General features: G+C 63.1%; 17 protein-coding genes and 2 pseudogenes. 6 read left to right on the top strand and 13 right to left on the bottom strand.

Going from position 1 to position 16291, the window contains the following annotated elements:
- Positions 1-298 precede the first annotated feature (298 nt).
- The 4 genes from METLW4_RS27240 to METLW4_RS0123025 are packed head-to-tail and all read right to left on the bottom strand — an operon-like array spanning position 299 to position 4861.
- Positions 299-631, bottom strand: coding sequence for a chromate transporter (locus METLW4_RS27240; protein WP_245258536.1), 333 nt, complete (start codon positions 629-631; stop codon positions 299-301).
- Positions 632-639: 8 nt separating this feature from the next.
- Complete coding sequence (locus METLW4_RS0123015) at positions 640-2181, bottom strand: efflux transporter outer membrane subunit (protein ID WP_018268595.1); 1542 nt, start codon at positions 2179-2181, stop codon at positions 640-642.
- A gap of 8 nt (positions 2182-2189) precedes the next feature.
- On the bottom strand, positions 2190-3770 hold the full coding sequence (locus METLW4_RS0123020) for a DHA2 family efflux MFS transporter permease subunit (protein WP_018268596.1): 1581 nt from the start codon (positions 3768-3770) through the stop codon (positions 2190-2192).
- Positions 3767-4861 (bottom strand): HlyD family secretion protein, encoded by a 1095-nt coding sequence (locus tag METLW4_RS0123025; protein ID WP_018268597.1) that lies wholly within the window; start codon positions 4859-4861, stop codon positions 3767-3769. Before METLW4_RS0123025 ends, METLW4_RS0123020 begins: the two co-directional genes overlap by 4 nt.
- Positions 4862-5092: 231 nt before the next feature.
- Between METLW4_RS0123025 and METLW4_RS0123035 the strand changes: the two genes are divergently transcribed.
- Complete coding sequence (locus METLW4_RS0123035) at positions 5093-5551, top strand: MarR family winged helix-turn-helix transcriptional regulator (protein ID WP_026191773.1); 459 nt, start codon at positions 5093-5095, stop codon at positions 5549-5551.
- Here the strand turns inward: METLW4_RS0123035 and METLW4_RS28965 are convergent.
- Positions 5527-6093 (bottom strand): annotated as a pseudogene (locus METLW4_RS28965) (transposase); the annotation flags it as partial. The gene METLW4_RS0123035 and the pseudogene METLW4_RS28965 sit on opposite strands and share 25 nt — an antisense overlap.
- Before the next feature lie 49 nt (positions 6094-6142).
- On the opposite strand from METLW4_RS28965, the pseudogene METLW4_RS28695 reads away from it, so the two are divergent.
- Positions 6143-6259: pseudogene (locus METLW4_RS28695) on the top strand (IS5/IS1182 family transposase); the annotation flags it as partial.
- 9 nt (positions 6260-6268) lie between these two features.
- Here METLW4_RS28695 and METLW4_RS0123050 read toward each other — a convergent pair.
- On the bottom strand, positions 6269-6646 hold the full coding sequence (locus tag METLW4_RS0123050) for a winged helix-turn-helix transcriptional regulator (RefSeq protein WP_018268602.1): 378 nt from the start codon (positions 6644-6646) through the stop codon (positions 6269-6271).
- Positions 6647-6732: 86 nt separating this feature from the next.
- On the opposite strand from METLW4_RS0123050, the gene METLW4_RS0123055 reads away from it, so the two are divergent.
- Complete coding sequence (locus METLW4_RS0123055; RefSeq protein WP_026191774.1) at positions 6733-7353, top strand: FMN-dependent NADH-azoreductase; 621 nt, start codon at positions 6733-6735, stop codon at positions 7351-7353.
- Positions 7354-7446: 93 nt separating this feature from the next.
- The gene (locus METLW4_RS0123060; protein WP_018268604.1) at positions 7447-8091 is read left to right on the top strand and encodes an NAD(P)-dependent oxidoreductase; all 645 of its coding nucleotides are present in this window, start codon (positions 7447-7449) and stop codon (positions 8089-8091) included.
- A gap of 161 nt (positions 8092-8252) precedes the next feature.
- Here the strand turns inward: METLW4_RS0123060 and METLW4_RS0123065 are convergent, their stop codons facing one another.
- The 7 genes from METLW4_RS0123065 to METLW4_RS0123100 form a co-directional block, all read right to left on the bottom strand.
- Positions 8253-9068, bottom strand: a complete 816-nt coding sequence (locus METLW4_RS0123065) for an SDR family NAD(P)-dependent oxidoreductase (protein WP_018268605.1) — start codon at positions 9066-9068, stop codon at positions 8253-8255.
- 169 nt (positions 9069-9237) lie between these two features.
- Positions 9238-9654, bottom strand: coding sequence for a nuclear transport factor 2 family protein (locus tag METLW4_RS26775; protein ID WP_018268606.1), 417 nt, complete (start codon positions 9652-9654; stop codon positions 9238-9240).
- 14 nt (positions 9655-9668) lie between these two features.
- Entirely contained in the window at positions 9669-10448 is a 780-nt protein-coding gene (locus METLW4_RS0123075) for an SDR family NAD(P)-dependent oxidoreductase (protein ID WP_018268607.1), read from the bottom strand.
- A 323-nt stretch (positions 10449-10771) separates the two neighbouring features.
- Positions 10772-12028, bottom strand: a complete 1257-nt coding sequence (locus tag METLW4_RS27250; RefSeq protein WP_018264804.1) for an IS110 family transposase — start codon at positions 12026-12028, stop codon at positions 10772-10774.
- A gap of 366 nt (positions 12029-12394) precedes the next feature.
- Positions 12395-12778, bottom strand: a complete 384-nt coding sequence (locus tag METLW4_RS0123090; protein ID WP_043333339.1) for a 4Fe-4S dicluster domain-containing protein — start codon at positions 12776-12778, stop codon at positions 12395-12397.
- Positions 12775-13695, bottom strand: coding sequence for an SDR family NAD(P)-dependent oxidoreductase (locus METLW4_RS0123095; RefSeq protein ID WP_018268610.1), 921 nt, complete (start codon positions 13693-13695; stop codon positions 12775-12777). Before METLW4_RS0123095 ends, METLW4_RS0123090 begins: the two co-directional genes overlap by 4 nt.
- The gene (locus METLW4_RS0123100) at positions 13692-14294 is read right to left on the bottom strand and encodes a TetR/AcrR family transcriptional regulator (protein WP_018268611.1); all 603 of its coding nucleotides are present in this window, start codon (positions 14292-14294) and stop codon (positions 13692-13694) included. The genes METLW4_RS0123095 and METLW4_RS0123100 overlap by 4 nt, the downstream gene beginning before the upstream one ends.
- Positions 14295-14616: 322 nt before the next feature.
- Here METLW4_RS0123100 and METLW4_RS0123110 point away from each other — a divergent pair, with 322 nt between their 5' ends.
- Both METLW4_RS0123110 and METLW4_RS0123115 read left to right on the top strand, forming a co-directional pair.
- Positions 14617-15543 (top strand): oxidoreductase, encoded by a 927-nt coding sequence (locus METLW4_RS0123110; RefSeq protein WP_018268612.1) that lies wholly within the window; start codon positions 14617-14619, stop codon positions 15541-15543.
- 85 nt (positions 15544-15628) lie between these two features.
- On the top strand, positions 15629-16270 hold the full coding sequence (locus tag METLW4_RS0123115; protein ID WP_085983247.1) for a DsbA family oxidoreductase: 642 nt from the start codon (positions 15629-15631) through the stop codon (positions 16268-16270).
- Positions 16271-16291: the final 21 nt, after the last annotated feature.

The following is a 16291-nucleotide window of genomic DNA, read 5'->3' on the forward strand; positions in this document are numbered from 1 at the left end:
TATTGGTTCCTGAGATCTGCGGGCTGGACGATTCCGCGGCTTCGACACCGACTTGACCAAAGAAAACGCGCGAGCCCGGCTCGCCTCCTTCCGCGCGGGTCTTCGTCACTTTCTGGGGAGATGGATTTATTGGATTGGCAGCATTCGCTTCCGCAACAATTCAATGCCCGCGCGGCCGAACATGAACGACCTTCTTCCAATCTTCGAGCGTCATCAGTCCGCCTCGACGGGGGAAGTCTCGAGCGCCCGGAGCGGTCATTCGCCAGGAGCGACGGCTCGGTTCCATATCAATAAGGCCTTATGCGACCGCTGCGAGCACGGTTGCGCTCGACCACCAACCAAGCGAGCGTCCGCCAAGACACCAGCAGGAGGAAGGCGAGAAGGCCGAGCCCGAAATCTGCGGGCGTGACAATTGCGCTCGTCCAAACCGCGTGTAGAGCGCCGCCAGAAGAATCCCGACCACCGTCGCGTTGACGCCACTGAGCGCCGCTCGCAACCCCGAGCGATGACGCAAAGCATCCCAAAATGGCAAAGCGCCGAGGAGGAGAAGGTAGGATGGCAAATAAATCGCCGCAAGGCAGATGAGACCGCCCGCGCAGCCGTTCGACGACGACGCGCGCGACCATTCCACGACGAATCTTACGGTCGCGCTGTTGTCGTGCCTGCGACGAAGGGCGGCGCAAAGTGGGCGACCGATTGCGGCTCCGTCTGATCAACGACGGGAAAATCGCCTTCCCATCCGCCGCCGAGCGCCTTGTAGAGCTTGACAAAATTGGTCGCGACAATCGTGCGGCTCTGAGCCTCCAGCAGTTCGGCCTGCAACGCCTGGCGCTGCGCGTCGAGCACGTTGATGAAATCGGAAACCCCGCTGTTGTAACGCGCGCGCGCAAGCGCAAGCGCCTCGCGCTGATGCGCCGCTTGCGCATTGAGCCGCAGAAAGCGCGTTTGCTCCGTGCGCAACGCGACGAGCGCGTCGACCACCTCCGTCCAGGCTGTGAGCACAGTCTTGTGATAGACCAGCGCCGCCTCGCGCGATTGCGCGTCGCGCAGCTCGAGTTGCGACTTGAGGCGGCCGGCGTCGAAGATCGGCACGGACACCGTCGGGCCGAATTGATACTGCAACGACGCACCGTGAAAGAGCTTCTTTGCGTCGAGGGCGTTGAAGTCGACCGCCCCGTTGAACTTGAAGGACGGATAAAATTCAGCGATCGTCACGCCGATGTTCGCCGTCGCCGCATGCAGCTCGGCTTCTGCGCGGCGGATGTCGGGACGCCGGCGCGCAAGTTCGGAGGGCAGGCCGACCGGCGGGCGCGGTGGCGACAACAGCTGCGGTCCGCGGCGCGCGAGCGTCGCGCGCAGGGCCTGCGGGGGCTCGTCGAGCAGCAGACCGATCGCATCAATATAGGCCGACTCCTGGTTGGCGAGCGCGGGCAACTGCGCCTGCGCGCTCTCAACCTGTGCGGCGGCGTTCTCGACGTCGAGATAAGTCGCGGCGCCTCGATCGGCGCGCTGCTTTGTCCAATGCGCAATTTCTTTGGCGCTGGCGAGATTGGACTTGGTGATCGCGATCTGCGCCTCCACGCCGCGCAGTTCGACGTAATCGCGCACGAGTTCGGCGACCGTAGAAACCAGCATGTCCCGGCGCTGATATTCCAGCGACTCGGCCTGCGCTTCGGCCGCCTCGACCTGGCGACGCACATGCCCCCAAAGGTCGATTTCCCAGGAGGCGTCGAAGCCCGTCTGCCAGATGTTGATCGGCGGAATTTTCAGGGGAACGCCATTGTTGAAGGCGCTGCCGAGACTCACAATGCCATTATTGCTCAACAGCTCGCGCGTATATTGTCCCGACGCGTTGACGAGGGGCAGTTGCGCCGCGGCCGCAGCGTCGCGTTGCGCGCGGCTTTGCCAGAGTCGTTCGGTCGCGATGCGCACGTCAAGATTAGCGCCGCTGACGCGTTCGACCAGCGCCGCGAGAGTCGCATCCTTGAACTGCCGCCACCAGGCAGGATGGAGGCCTGACGCCCGCTCGGCGCTTGGGCCGGCGATCTCGGAGCTCCCGAGATAGGACTTCTGCGGCAGTTTTGGATCCGGAGGGACGAAATCAGGACCGACGCTGCAACGGACAAGGGACGCGGCGAGGACGAGGGTCGCACAAAATCGCGCGGACAGACCATTGAACATTCTCATCGTCAATGCGCAGCGGCGCCGCCGCCTCCCTTCCGAGATGACAGCAGAAAGCAAAGCGGCGCGACAGCGAAGGAGACGAGTCCCGCCACAAGGAAGACGTCCGCGTAGGCGAGCGTCGCGGATTGCTCTTGATAAACCTGATAGACCTTGCCGAGCGCAGCGTCGTGCGCGGCCTGCCCGACATAACCCAAGGCGGAGAGCGCGCGCCGGTAGGTCTCGACCAGCGCGTTGAAAGGCTCGTGCAGCGGCGTCGCCCATTGCGACAGATAGGCCTGATGCGTCTGCGAACGACGCAAGATCAGCGCGCTTGCGACCGAAATGCCGATCGATCCGCAGACGTTGCGCAGCATTACGAACAGCGCCGTCGCGTCGCCGTTGAGCTCCCGGGGGACCTGGGCGAATGCTATGGTGCTGATGGGCACGAACAAAAAAGCCAGCCCCGCAGTTTGCGTCGCGCGGAGGAAAACGAGGGAGGAGAAATCCATCTGGGTCGTGAGCCGCGTCGAATAGAAGAAGGACGCCCCCATGGTGAGAAAGCCGATCAGGATGAGGGCGCGCGTCTGAACCAGCGGCATGATGCGCCCGATGACCGGGATCATGAGAATGATCATCAGCGCGCCGGGCGACAGCACAAGGCCCGACCACGTGGCGTCATAGCCGATAATCGTTTGCGTGAATTGCGGGATGACCACGGCGCCTGCGTAGAGAATACCGCCTGTAGCGCCGATCAGCGCGCAGGAGGTGGCGAAATTTCGGTCCCTCAACACAGAGAGATCGACGACCGGCTTGCGCGCGCGAAGAAGCCAGACGACCGCGCCGATTATGCCTACGACAGCGAGCGCCGCCATTAGTTTGATGAAGGGAGAGGCGAACCAATCGTCGTCCTGGCCACGGTCGAGCGTGACCTGCAACGCGCCAAGGCCGAGCATGATCAGCGCGAGGCCGGCATAATCGATGTCCGCGAGCGAACTTCGCTTGAGCCACGGCGGATCTTGGATAAGCGCGGAGATGAGGAAGATCGCGCCGACGCCGACGGGGACATTGATGAAGAACACCCAGCGCCAGCTATACGTGTCCGTGATATAGCCTCCGAGCGTCGGTCCAAGCACCGGTGCGACGATGGTGGCGATAGCAGTCACGCCGAACGCCGCTGCGCGCTTCTCCGGCGGAAACGTGTCGAGGATGATCGACTGCTGGCAGGGCTGCATGCCGCCGCCAAAAAACCCCTGCAGCAGACGAAAGAACACGAGCTGCGCGAGACTCGTCGCGGAGCCGCAGAGGAAAGAGCAGACTGTGAACATCGCGACGCAAATGATGAAATAGCGCTTCCGTCCCAAAAGCGAAGACAGCCAACCCGAAATCATGAGCACAACGCCATTCGCGAGGAGGTAGGACGTCAGCGCCCAAGTCGATTCGTCGTAACTTGCTGAGAGGCTTCCGGCGATATGCGGCAGCGACACATTGACGATGGTCGTGTCGAGAATCTCCATAAACGCCGCTAGCGTCACCACGACGACGATCGCCCAACGGTTCGCCTTGGGCTTCCATTCGGAATGCGCGTCCGCGCCATCGGTCGCGCTCATTTGAGATAGACTCGCGGCGTGACCGAGACGCCGAGCGGCAGCGGGATCGCGGGATCAAGGCCGGAGTCGATGACGATCTTAACCGGCACCCGCTGCACGATCTTGACGAAATTTCCGGTGGCATTCTCGGGCGGGAAGGCGGTGAATTTTGCGCCTGCGCCGCGTTGAATGCTGTCGACATGGCCTTTGAGCGCGAGTTGCGGATAGGCGTCGACCTCTATGTCGACATTTTGGCCGGAACGCATATGTGCAAGCTGATTTTCTTTGAAATTCGCCGTCACCCAGACTTCGGTCGCGACGAGCGACATTATCTGCTGACCGACCGCAACGAAATTTCCGGCCTCGACGTTGCGCTTCGTTACCCAGCCGTCCTGCGGCGCGGTCACGTTCGTCCAGGATAGATTCAGATTTGATTGATCAAGTCTTGCTTGCGCGGTCTCGACCTGACCCTCGAATTGGCCGACCTGCGTGTCCGCTTCGCCGATGCGTTGGGGCGCAGGTTCGGACTGAAGCACTTGCGCTTGCGCGAGCGCCACTTGCGCTTTCGCCTGTTTCAGAGCGGCGGCAGCTGCATCAATTTCCTGCTGGGTCGTCGCTTTTGGCGGCAGGCTTCGTTGGCGCTGGTAGTCGGCGAATGCGCGCGTCTCAACGGCCTGCGCGTTTGCAAGCTGCGCCTGAGCTTGCGCGAGCTGGGCAGGGAAATTTTTGCGCGCGATTTCCGCGCCGAGGCGCAGGCCCTCGAGTTGCGCTTTCGCCGTATCCAGAGCGCCCTGTGCGGACCCGCGGTCGATCAGGAACGGGCGCTGAGAGATGTGAATCAGAGCATCGCCCTTATGAACGAATTGATTGTCGTTCACATCGACCGAGGCGACGAGGCCGGCGACCTGTGGGGCGATCATTATTGCGTGGCCATCAGTGAACGCGTCGTCTGTCGATTCCACATTTTGTGACGACAGCCAAAAATAAAGCACGCCGGTCAGCGTCGCAGCGGCTACGAGCCCGCCCGCAATTTTTGTCGTTTGCGGACGAGACGCCACCGAGGTCGCGGCTTTCGGTTGAGACGTCTTTGCCTCAGGCTCGATGTCGATCATAAACTTTCGCTCATGGAATTCGAGATATTCACGACCCGCTCGCGGGCCGCGCCGCTCTGTCCCCGAGTGTCCGGAAGCATCTGTTTCTTTCAGCAGATTTGACGGTGCCGCATAAAACCAGTCGCCTTCTTGCGCCGCTGTCCGGAAATGCCGAGGGATTTACGAGCGGTTCGAGATATGACAGGACAGAAGCATAATGACAGAATGCTGTCAATATCTGGAGAACAAAACTTGACCTCGCCCGCGCATACGCCAGACGGCGCTGCCCTCGTTGAGCTCTTCCTTGCGGTGTGCCAATTTCACGGCGTGCTCGTCACCGCCGGGGACAAATTCTCCGCCGTCGTCGGTCTGACGATGGCCCGCTGGCAGGTTCTCGGTGCGCTCTATCGCGTGGGACGCCCAGAAACCGTGTCGAACATCGCGCGCACAATGGGCCTGGCTCGGCAATCCGTGCAGCGCACTGCAGACGATCTCGAGAAACTCGGCCTCGTTGTTTACGAGACGAACCCCCATCACAAGCGCGCGCTTCTCATGCGGCTGACGCCGGAAGGCGCCGAAGCGTTTCGCCATATCGTCGAAATGCGGGCGCCTTGGGTCAATGCGCTCGCCGCCGAACTCGACGCGGGAGACATCGCCGTCGCGACACGCATACTGAAATCGCTGCGTCAGAAATTCGAGGAAAAGATGTGACGCGCGCCGCCGCCGGGGGGACGCCCCACCGTTTGTAAAGCCCGATCATGGGCGGGAATTGGCGATTTTTGCGGGGGAGACTTGGATTGAAGAGAGTCAGGGTCTGGAGCATGGCGCAGGCGACAGCGAGCAGGCGGTCGGCGACCGAGCGGAGGGCTCGTCCGTGACCACGGCCTCTGGCGCGCAGGGCGGCGTATTTGGCCCGGCTTCGTGGGTCGTGTTGCACGGCTGTGCGCGGCCCAGTGATAGATGGCGTTGCGCAGTCGAACGTGCCCGGCTTGGCGCATCAGCACGATCTTGCTCTTTCCCGACCGTTTCGTGATCGGCGCGACGCCCGATAGGCAGCGCAGCGCATGGTCGTCTCGGAGTTGCAGAGCGTGCTGAGCTTCTGTGAGCAGCGTGGCGAGAACCTGCTCGACATAGGCCAGGAACGAGCGGCCATCGAGCGCGCCGTCGATCATCATCGGCGCGTCGATGCGATCGACGCGCAGCGCCGCGATCAGCGTCGTCGTCTCCCGGTCTCCAAATGGGACCGACGCACGGCCGGGCGCACCGTCGACAATGACCTGCTCCGGCGTCTGTTGTGACAACCTCTTCGCCAAGCTCAAAGACTGGCGGCGTATCGCCACCCGTTACGATCGATGCGCGCACGCCTTCTTCTCGAACATATGCATCGCCGCCGCTGTCGCCTTCTATCTCAATCAATGAGTCCTGAGCTTAGCTTGCATCGTATCGAACGCGAGCGTTTTGGATGTTCTCCCGATTGCAGTTCGCCCACGTAACGAGAGCCATTACGGGCGCAAGAAGGGTCCGTCCCACAATCGTCAACTCATAATCCACGCGCGGCGGAATAGTCGGAAACAATGTCCGCTTCACCAACCCATCACGTTCCAGTCCGCGCAAGGTAATCGTCAGCATCCGTTGTGAGATGCCGTCGATCTGACGCCGCAGCTCATTGAACCGAATTGGTCCATCTTTGAGCGTTGCAATGATGTACAGGGTCCATTTGTCGCCGACGAGATCAAGGATTTCCCGAACCATCCGGCAGTCGTCACCTTTGCCGGGGGTAGGAAAATCAATGTCACTAAGTGTCATTGGAGTGCCTTCTTGCGAGGGACGCGGTAGTCACCTTAATAGTGTTGGTAACAAGTATTTACTACCCTGTTCACGTCGGAGCAACCATGACCAACATCCTCCTCGTTACATCGAGCCCTCGTGGCCCCGAAGGCCTGTCCACCCGCTTCGCGACCGAGATCGCCGAAGGCTTAAAGGCTCGCTTGGGCGGCGCCCTTTTGACTCGCGATCTCTCGTTCAACCCACCGCCGCATATCACGCAGGCCTATATTCACGGCCGCGTCGCGGCCCCCGAGGCGCGCACGCCCGAGCAGGTCAAAGCGGTCGGCCTTGCCCAGGAGTTCGTCGATGAGGTGAAGGCTGCTGACGTGATCGTCTTGGGTTCGGGCATGATCAATTTCGGCCCGTCGTCGCAGCTCAAGGCCTGGTTCGATCACATCACTTGGCCGGGCGTGACCTTTGGTTATAGCGCAGCCGGCAGGCCGCAGGGATTGCTGATCGGCAAGAAGGTCTATCTCGTCACCGCCGCGGGCGGCGTCTTCTCGGAAGGCGACTGGGCCCCCTTTGATTTCCAGACCGGCTATCTGCGCCACCTCTTGGGCTTCATCGGCCTGACCGACGTTGAAATCGTCCGCGTGGAAGGCACCGTCTTCGGGCCTGAGGCGGCCAAGGCCGCCATCGCCGCCACCGAAGCCCAGGTTCGCTCGGTCTTGGAAAAGGTCGCCTGAAGGCGGCCGGTCGGCTGCTCAAGCTGTGAGCGCGACATGCACGTCAGCAGCCAGAGCAGTTGATCCAAGCCAAAAGACTGCAAGGAAGATAAGATGAAGATTGCTCTCTTTGGAGGGACCGGACCAACCGGCAGACACATCATCGAAGAGGCGCTCCGGCAGGGATATCAGCTCTCCGTCTACACGCGGGATGCCAGAAAGCTTTCTGCCTTCGGCGGCAAGATCGAGGTCATCGTTGGTGACCTGAGCAATCGGGAAGCGATCGAGGCGTGCGTCGCCGGCGCCGACGCGGTGATCAGCGCGCTGGGGCCAAACAGTCTGAAAGCGCGCGAGAAGCGGCCGATTATGCGCGGCGTCAGCACGATCATCTCTGTCATGGAAGAGCTGAACGTTCGTCGCCTCATTCAGATTTCGACGGCCATATATCGTGATCCGAAGGACGGTTTCGACTTCAAGTCGCAAGCATTCGTCATGCTGTTCAAGCTGATCGTTCGCAACGCCCAGGATGACATCAAGGCGACCGCTGAACTGGTGAGCAACTCACGCCTCGATTGGACCCTGGTTCGGATTCCCAACCTCGAGGATGGGCCCGCAACAGGTCAAGTGGACGTCGGCTGGTACGGCAAGACGAAGCTCGGCATGAAGCTGTCCCGCGGGAATCTCGCCAAATTCCTGGTCGATCAGGTCGCAGCCAAGGAGTTCGTGCGTGCTGCGCCGGGGATGGCCGATCACATCTGAGGGCGGATGGACCTCGATCCCGCGGATCAGCGCACGGAGAAAGGCGTGCGCGAGCGAAATGACTTGCGCACCCCAGCCGCACCCCAAATCGTAGATGATCGCGCCATCTGGAAGCCCGAGACGGCCCCTCGTTGCAGGTTGTTTCGCGGCGCCTCCATTCCTCAATTCGTGTGGTAACGCGTCGCGAGCTGGGGCGACTGCGCGGTAAATGCTGCAAGGTCGGCCTGAAAGATGGCGCCGAGCAGATCAGCCCTCTCGACGCCAGGGGCACAGACGACTTCGCCGAGGGCGAGCGCTTGCAGGCTGGCGGTCACGACATCCTCCGCCGACATGCGCGGCGCCGCACTGAGATCCAGGCCCTGACGTTCGTGGAACTCCGTCGCGACCAGGCCGGGACACAGCGCCTGTATCCGCAGGCCTCGAGATTTCAGTTCTTCGTGCAGCGCTTGCGACAGCGCCACGATATGGGCGAGGGTTCCGACATAGACGGCCCTGCCGGGCGCCTGGCCGAGCGGCGCCGGACCGCCGAATGCGAGCATGCCGGACACATTGATGATCGTGCCTTCGCCGCGCGCGACCATGCCGGAGACCGCGGCGCGGGCAAGCATCGTCGGCGCGACGACCTTCACGTGCAGAAGCTCGCTCGCCTTGGCGGCGGGCAGCTCGGCGAACGGCATGTAATGGCCGACGCCGGCGTTGTTGACGAGCATGGAGAGCTGCTCGCGAGCGCACACATCGGCGACGGCCTCGACACCGGCGTCGGCGCCGAGGTCGGCGACGAGAGGCTGGACTTTGACGTTCGGAAGGGCCGCGACGAGTTCATCGAGCCGATCAAGGCGACGCCCCACGACCACGAGGTCGTATCCTTCCGCGCCGAGCCGGCGGGCAAACGCGCGGCCGATGCCCGAAGATGCGCCGGTGACGAGCGCCAACCGTGGGGGATTGTTGCGAGCGATCGACATCATGATCTCCTTCATGCCGGAATGGTGCGCTTTGGTTCGGCCGAAGCCTTCCTTTACGCCGCCTCGGTCATGCTGCTTACACGCCGGTTGGCCAGATCAGCATGAGTTTCGAGTCGGACTCTCAGCGCGACCGACCGACAGGCAGTGCAATGTCCTGGGGCCGGGCCCAAGACCAGCTCAAAGCCTACCCTGCATCCCCCGCTCGCTTCGAGAACATATACATGTAGAGGCTGTCGGCATATTCCTTCGCGACGACGACCAGGCCGTCGCGGACCTCGAAGAGGAAATGATACCGATTGTGGAAGGGCCCCGCCGGTGTGTCGGCGTCGCCCTCGACCTCGGCAGCCACGCGGGCGCCTTCGGCCGTCATTCCGGTGATGGTATATGTGACGTCGGTTTTAACGCGCGCCTTGAATCCCCGGTACAGCTCCGCCCACTGAGCCTTGCTCCGGGTTCCGGCCAGAGGAGTCAATGTAGGGTCCTGCGGCACCACCCACTGCAGGTCATCAGCCAACAGGCGCAGCAGGTCGGCTATGTCGTCGCTGCCAAGCAAGCCGATAAACTTGCGCACGACGTTCTTGTTGTCCTCAATGTTCGACATGCTGTGACCTCCTGCTAATGCGCTGCGCCGCCGTCGAGAATGAGAGTGCCGCCGGTGAAATAGGAGGCGTCGTCGCTTACAAGGAACGCGATCAAGCCTCCCGCGTCATGCTCTGGATCGCCGAGATGGCCCATCGGCAACTTCTTCATGAACGCTTCTCGCTGGCTCGGATCCTTGAGATTGTCGGCGAGCGCGTCGGTCAGAATGCCGGGAAGGATGCAGTTGACGGTGATTCCGTACGCCCCGAGTTCGTGCGCCGCCGTCAGCGACAGGCTACGAATGGCTTCTTTCGTCGCATTGTAAGGAGCCATGTAGGGTTTCCCCGCCAAGGCCATGGGTGATCCGAAGTTGACGATCCGGCCATGGCGCTGGCTTTTCATGAATGGCAGCACGGCGCGCATGCCGTGAAGCGTGCCTTTGAATCCAGTGGCGAAGGTGTAATCCCATTCTTCGTCCGAGATGTCTTCGAATGGCGTCTCCGGCGGCGACAGCGCATGGCGTCCGGGGGAGCCCCAGGACTGAGCGACGTTGATCAGGATGTCGACGGCGCCGAATGTGGCCACGGTCTGCGCGACCATCGACTTGACCTGCGCGTCACTGCCGACATCGACGGTCGATCCGATCGCGGACATGCCAGCGGTCTTGATCTCTTCGACGACCTTATTCACGGTTGCCGCACTGCGCGAGGCGACGACGACGTGCGCGCCGTCTTTGGCAAGCCGGAGAGCGATGCCGCGCCCAATCCCGCGCCCGGCGCCTGTCACGATGGCGACCTTGTCTGCAAGCTTTGCCATTTTTTACTCCCGTCAGTGCAGTTGGACACGCCGATGTCGCCTGAAATGCCGAGGACCGGGGTCACGGCAGCGTCACGCCGCCGTTGAGCGCGATCCGTTCGGTGACCGCCAAGAGCTTGACTGCATTGGCAGGACCGAGCGCCAGCGGCTCGGATTCTGCACCGCCGCGACGGTCGTCTGACCGGCCGCGGCGCTCCGCCCGGCGATCAGGACATTGGCCTTGCGACGGCCGAGTTCGATGGCCGCCGCGCGACCGATGCCGGAAGATGCGCCGGTGACAGGCGCCAACGGGGGGGGGACTCCCCACCGTTTGTAAAGCCCGATCATGGGCGGGGATTGGCGATTTTCTCGGGGAGACTTGGATTGAAGAGAGTCCGGGTCTGGAGCATGGCGCAGGCGACGGCGAGCAGGCGGTCGGCGACCGAGCGAAGGGCTCGTCCGTGACCATGGCCTCTGGCGCGCAGGGCGGCGTATTTGGCCCGGCTTCGTGGGTCGTGTTGCACGGCTGTGCGCGCCCAGTGATAGACGGCGTTGCGCAGTCGAACGTGCGCGGCTTGGCGCATCAGCACGATCTTGCTCTTCCCCGATCGTTTCGTGATCGGCGCGACGCCCGACAGGCAGCGCAGCGCATGGTAGTCTCGGCGTTGCAGAGCGTGCTGAGCTTCTGTGAGCAGCGTGGCGAGGACGATCCTTCCGACGCCGGGCAAGGATCGCAGGATCGTCACGTCGCGCGGCTCTTGTGTCTGCCCCTCGGCTGTGTCCTCGCCGCCGGCGAGCTTTTCGGTCAGGCGATCGAGGCGCTTGTCGGCCTCGCGGATCTGGCGATTGACGAGCGCGAGGCGCTGGGCGGCTCCTTCGATATGCCCGGTCACGGCGCTGACCGTGCCGGCCGCGACGGAGATGGCGGGCGCCCTCAGCCGCTCCAACGCCGCGGCGGCGGTAAGGCGACGGATACGGTGACGTTTGAGCAGACGCTCGACCGTCGCCTCGCGCACGCGCCTGGCCTTGTCGGGCGTCGGAACGAGACGCCACAGCTCGAGAACCCAATCGGCGGCGACGTCGTCGCAGAGTTCGAGAAGCTGCGGATAATAACGCCAGAGCAGCTCGCGGACTTGATTGGACAGACGGGTGCGTTCGACACGCAGCTCGTCGGCGATGCGCGACCATTCCCGCAGCTCGACGACCGTTGGATCGAGCGGCGCCAACAACCGGAAGCAGCGCCGATCGGTGCGCAACGCATCGGCGAGCGCCTCGGCGTCACGGCTGTCGTCCTTGGCGCCGGCGGGCGAGAAGCGGTCGCGGAAGCGATCGAGCTGCTTGGGATTGATGGCGTGAACGCGGAAGCCTCGCTCCATCAAGCTTTCCACGACGGGGCCATGCGGAACCTCGATGGCGATCATCACGGCCTCGGGCGGCGCGCCGGTGGACTCGAGAATCCAGTCGGCCATCTCCTTCAACCCTTCGCCGCCATGCTCGAAGGCGCGCTCGCCGATTTTGGCGCCTCTGGCGTCCGACAGGCGCACGTGGTGCGTTTGCGAAGCCCAGTCCACGCCGACGAACCAGTTATTCTCATCCTCCATGTCGAAGCCCCCCGTTGCCACGGAGCCGCCGCGATGTCAGCCGTTCCCTGTACTGGCGCTCGAAGGCGCGGACTCCCCACGGGGCATCCATCGCGGCCGCCCGCCGGGGCACAGGTCCCCCCCAGGTGTTCAGGACACAGGGGGCGATTGGTCGCTCCCGGCGGGTCGGCTCGATCCAGGAGAGTAGCTCGAACTCGGTCTTTCGGGCGCGCGCGGTCGGAAGCGCTTTGCTGCGCTACGCTCCGCGTCGCGCTCCCGACCGCGCGCTATTCGTCATGAACCTTGGAAACGGTACAGGGGGAGTTGTTGCGAGCGATCGACATCATGATCTCCTTCATGCCGGAATGGCGCGCTTCGGATCGAGCGCTACGCCTCGGCCGCTCGAGGGGCGATCTCGACGAGTTGGATCGCCTTTTCCGGGCAGGCGACGACGCACAGGCCGCAGGCGAGACAGCGGTCGGCGTGCGGCGTGTAGGCGGTGCGCATGCCGTGCACGCGCACGCGCACGCGACCGAGCCAGCCAAGAGCGCGATAGTCCTTCTCGTCGATCGGCCCCACTTCGAAGACACCGTAGGGACAGACCTCGACGCAATCGCCTTTGGCCTCACATTTCCCATGATTGACGATCGGCACGAATGCGCCGGGCGGAGCCTTGCATTCGGCGCCGGGGCGTCGTGGGTCGGCTGCCGCCCGCCGCACCTTGGCGGCGTTGGTCCTCTTGCTCGGGGCGCCGTCCGTCAAATCGGTCATGTCGATTGCCTTTCCTCATCATTTGCAGGAGCCGTCAGACCGACCATCCGGGCGCTGTCACTCCAAAGCCTACTCATGATTTCGTCGCGCTGCGCGAGGTCCGATGTGCGGGGCCAAGTGAAGCGCCGCTTGACGAGTGATGCGTAGAGCCGTCCGGGGGGCGGCGCGATGCGGCCGAGAGCCAGATCGGCAAGCATCTGTCCGGCTTGAGCGGGCTTGTTGATCCGGAACAGCGGCACGACGATGGGCCGCAACGTCCTGGTGAGCAGCCTTATGCCGAGGGGGGCCCTGCGTTGCAGGCCGGTTCCCAGAGTGAAGCCCGGATTGTAGGCGATGACGCTGAGGCGCTTGGCCTCGGCCGCCTTCGAAAGGCCGAGGGCGCGTGCGGTCAAAAGGTTGCACAGCTTGGAGGCGGAATAGGCCCGGAAGCCGTCCCGAAACGGCCTGGATCGGACGCCAGCTTCTCGCACCGGATGCGCGAGCCGTTCAGCATCGGCGTGGTCGGGTGGCGCGATTGGATTGAGCGCCGGATCATGCGTGTCACTGGTCGTGATCAGGACCGTCGCGGCTTCGGCCAACCGCGGCAAGAGAAGCCGCAGCAACAGATAGTGCGCCAGATGATTTACGGCGAAGGTCGTCTCGAAGCCGTCTTCGGTGCGCTCCGTGTCGTTTGGAAATTGCGTTGCGGCGTTGAGCACAAGGGCATCGATCGGGGTCTCGCCGAGGCGTTCGCTGACCGTTTGAGCGAACGCGCGAACGCTCGCCAGCCGCGCCAGATCCAAGGGCAGCGCATGCGCACCCGGAGGAGGCACGCCGCGCGCGCCGAGCCATAGCTGAACGTCGGGCATCCGGAGCATGTGCTCCGCGGCGACCCTGCCGATGCCCGACGTTGCTCCCGTCATGACGACTGTCGTCATGACGACCTCCGCGAGCGTGATGCTGCTTCGGGGGCGGCGCCCCAGCAGACGATCTTGACAGCGATGCGCATGCGGTCGAGATATTCGGCCGGCGTCGTCACCGAGCGCTTGAGCCCGCCCGACGTCGCCGAAAGGTTGGCGGCAAGGTCCCTGGCGGAGACCCCTGCCTCATTCCAGCGCGCGGCAATGCCCGCAGCGTCCAGCGCATCCGCCACCTCGGAGACCACCGCCTTCTCGACCTCGTCAAAAACAGGACCGACAAGCTCGATCATCGCCGCCATCAGTTCGCCGAGGTACGCGGCGCCGATCGCTTTGCCGTGCATTGCCGCAAAGGCTCCGAGCAGGCGCTCCTCGATATCGCGATCGTCGCGAGTGAGCGCTGCAGTGGCCTCCGTGCGCATCGCCTCGAGGGTGCGCGAGACCATGGCCTTGAACACGGCCTCCTTGGTCGGAAAGTAAAGATAAAGGGCCTGGCGCGAGATCCCGACGGTCCGCGCGATATCTTCCATCGTCGTCTTCTTGAAGCCGTACCGCAGGAAGATGCCAGTTGCCGCATCGATGATCGCGACCTGTCGTGCCGTTTCGGCGTCATTGCCCATGCTCATGCCCATCTTTCGGCTCGCGCATCGTCAGGTTCTTCAGCAGGTTCATCAGCGCCGGCTCGATTGCACGCCGCTCCATTAATCCCGCTCAATTCGGGATCGTCCGGCGTCACGGCCGAGCTGATAGGCGGATGTCCAAGCGTTCATGTCGTTTCAGCGTTGCCATCGATGCACAGAATGTGCTTGACAACATGACATAATATCGAAGATTGTCAAGTATGTCGTCGATCCGGCATGGTGGCCCGTAACTTCGCGTGCGGTTCGGCGCGGCTTTCAGGGCCGGTAGACCAAAACGCGCTTCGAGAGCGAGGAGGAATCTGTGCCATCCGAGGGATTTACGGTGGCCGATGTGCCCGATCAGTCAGGCAAATGCTTCATCGTCACAGGGGCCAATACGGGCATAGGCTTCGAAGTGGCGAGCGCGCTGGCGGCGCGGCGTGCGCGGGTGCTGCTCGCTTGCCGCGACGAAGCGAAGGCGAGAGCCGCGATGAGCCGGATTCGTCAAAAGACTTCGGGAGCCGAGCTCGCGCTCCTGCCGCTTGACCTAGCGGATCTGGCGAGTGTGCGACGGGCGGCCGAACTGGCCGCCAAGGAGCCACGTGTTGACGTGCTGATCAACAATGCCGGCGTGCAGGGGCCGATGCTGAAGCACACAGCGCAGGGCTTCGAGCAGACGTTCGGCGTCAATCACCTTGGCTGCTTCGCATTCACCGCGCTGGTGCTGCCCAAGCTCATGGAAACGCCAGGATCGCGCATCGTCGTCACGAGCAGCGGGCAGCACAAGGGCGCGAACATCGACTGGGAAGACCTTAACGCGCAGAAGAACTACAAATGGCTCCCGCGCTATGGCGCGAGCAAGCTCGCGAACCTGCTCTTCGTCTTCGAACTGGACCGACGGCTGAGGGCGGCAGGAGCGCCGGTCACGGCGGTGGCCTGCCATCCGGGTCTTGTCGGAACGAACCTCGCCCGCGACAGCTGGTGGGGCAACATGGCGATGTCCCTGATCGGCTTGCTATTCGCCAAGCCCGCCATGGGCGCCTGGGGCGCGCTGCACGCAGCGACCGGGCGAATAAAGCCCGGCGGTTACTACGGGCCGACGGGATTATCTGGGCTGCGAGGGCCTTCCGGTGAAGGTGTTTCCTCTGAGGAGGCGAGGAATCCGCAGCTCGCCAGGCGACTGTGGGATGTGTCCGTCAAGATGACCGGGATCGATCCTGGCTTGCCCTCCGTCGATGGCGCGTCCTGACTTAGGGATGGAAGGCGCCGCCGTCGACGCGAGACGGGTCAGATTAATCCAAGATTGTCGGTTCAATGACCAGAAGGATGAGATAATGCTGCAAATCGATCTTTACACCGAGATCACCTGTCCCTGGTGCATCATCGGGTATCATCGTCTCGATAAGGTCCTGGCGGAACGTTTCCCTGAGGTCGACGTGGATATCCGTCAGCACCCGGTCCTTTTGCTCCCCGATGCGCCAGCGGAGGGCCTCTACATTCCCGATCTTCTCCGCTCGCGCTATGGCGTGACAGATCCGAAGGCGTCGTTCGCCCGGCCTGAGGCGGAGGCGCGGGCGTCCGGCCTTGATCTCGACCTGAGCCGCCAACCCTGGACTTACAGGACGCAGGCGGCGCACGGGTTGATCCTTGCGGCGCGAGCGCGAGGTACGCAGCATCAGCTCGCTGTCGCGATCACCGATGCCCATTTTCTGAAAGCAAAGAACATCTCAGACGCCGATATCCTCGCAGACATCGCCGTGGCCTATGGGTTCGAACGCGAAGAAGCCCGCGCGATAGCGCTCGATCCAGAGCAACACCGACGTGTCGAGCGGGAGGCGACCCAATCGACGGCGGCCGGGGTCAGGTCAGTTCCTCACTTCGTCTTCGGCGGACGCATCGCCATCAACGGTGGACGCAGCGAAGACGAGATTGCATCGGCCATCCGTGAGGCTGCTGGAGTCGCCGCGTCTGGCTAGCAGGGATCGGGGCACCATCGC

It is taken from the genome of Methylosinus sp. LW4 (assembly GCF_000379125.1).
In the GTDB taxonomy this organism is placed as follows: Bacteria; Pseudomonadota; Alphaproteobacteria; order Rhizobiales; family Beijerinckiaceae; genus Methylosinus.

Bases quoted from the DNA above. Each gene is read 5' to 3' on its own strand.
- METLW4_RS0123065 (WP_018268605.1), bottom strand. From the start codon at position 9,068: ATGAAGGAGATCATGATGTCGATCGCTCGCAACAATCCCCCACGGTTG.
- METLW4_RS0123115 (WP_085983247.1), top strand. From the start codon at position 15,629: ATGCTGCAAATCGATCTTTACACCGAGATCACCTGTCCCTGGTGCATC.
- METLW4_RS0123075 (WP_018268607.1), bottom strand. From the start codon at position 10,448: ATGGCAAAGCTTGCAGACAAGGTCGCCATCGTGACAGGCGCCGGGCGC.
- METLW4_RS26775 (WP_018268606.1), bottom strand. From the start codon at position 9,654: ATGTCGAACATTGAGGACAACAAGAACGTCGTGCGCAAGTTTATCGGC.
- METLW4_RS0123020 (WP_018268596.1), bottom strand. From the start codon at position 3,770: ATGAGCGCGACCGATGGCGCGGACGCGCATTCCGAATGGAAGCCCAAG.
- METLW4_RS0123050 (WP_018268602.1), bottom strand. From the start codon at position 6,646: ATGACACTTAGTGACATTGATTTTCCTACCCCCGGCAAAGGTGACGAC.
- METLW4_RS0123015 (WP_018268595.1), bottom strand. From the start codon at position 2,181: ATGTTCAATGGTCTGTCCGCGCGATTTTGTGCGACCCTCGTCCTCGCC.
- METLW4_RS27250 (WP_018264804.1), bottom strand. From the start codon at position 12,028: ATGGAGGATGAGAATAACTGGTTCGTCGGCGTGGACTGGGCTTCGCAA.
- METLW4_RS0123095 (WP_018268610.1), bottom strand. From the start codon at position 13,695: ATGACGACAGTCGTCATGACGGGAGCAACGTCGGGCATCGGCAGGGTC.
- METLW4_RS0123025 (WP_018268597.1), bottom strand. From the start codon at position 4,861: ATGATCGACATCGAGCCTGAGGCAAAGACGTCTCAACCGAAAGCCGCG.
- METLW4_RS0123055 (WP_026191774.1), top strand. From the start codon at position 6,733: ATGACCAACATCCTCCTCGTTACATCGAGCCCTCGTGGCCCCGAAGGC.
- METLW4_RS0123090 (WP_043333339.1), bottom strand. From the start codon at position 12,778: ATGACCGATTTGACGGACGGCGCCCCGAGCAAGAGGACCAACGCCGCC.
- METLW4_RS0123100 (WP_018268611.1), bottom strand. From the start codon at position 14,294: ATGGGCAATGACGCCGAAACGGCACGACAGGTCGCGATCATCGATGCG.
- METLW4_RS0123060 (WP_018268604.1), top strand. From the start codon at position 7,447: ATGAAGATTGCTCTCTTTGGAGGGACCGGACCAACCGGCAGACACATC.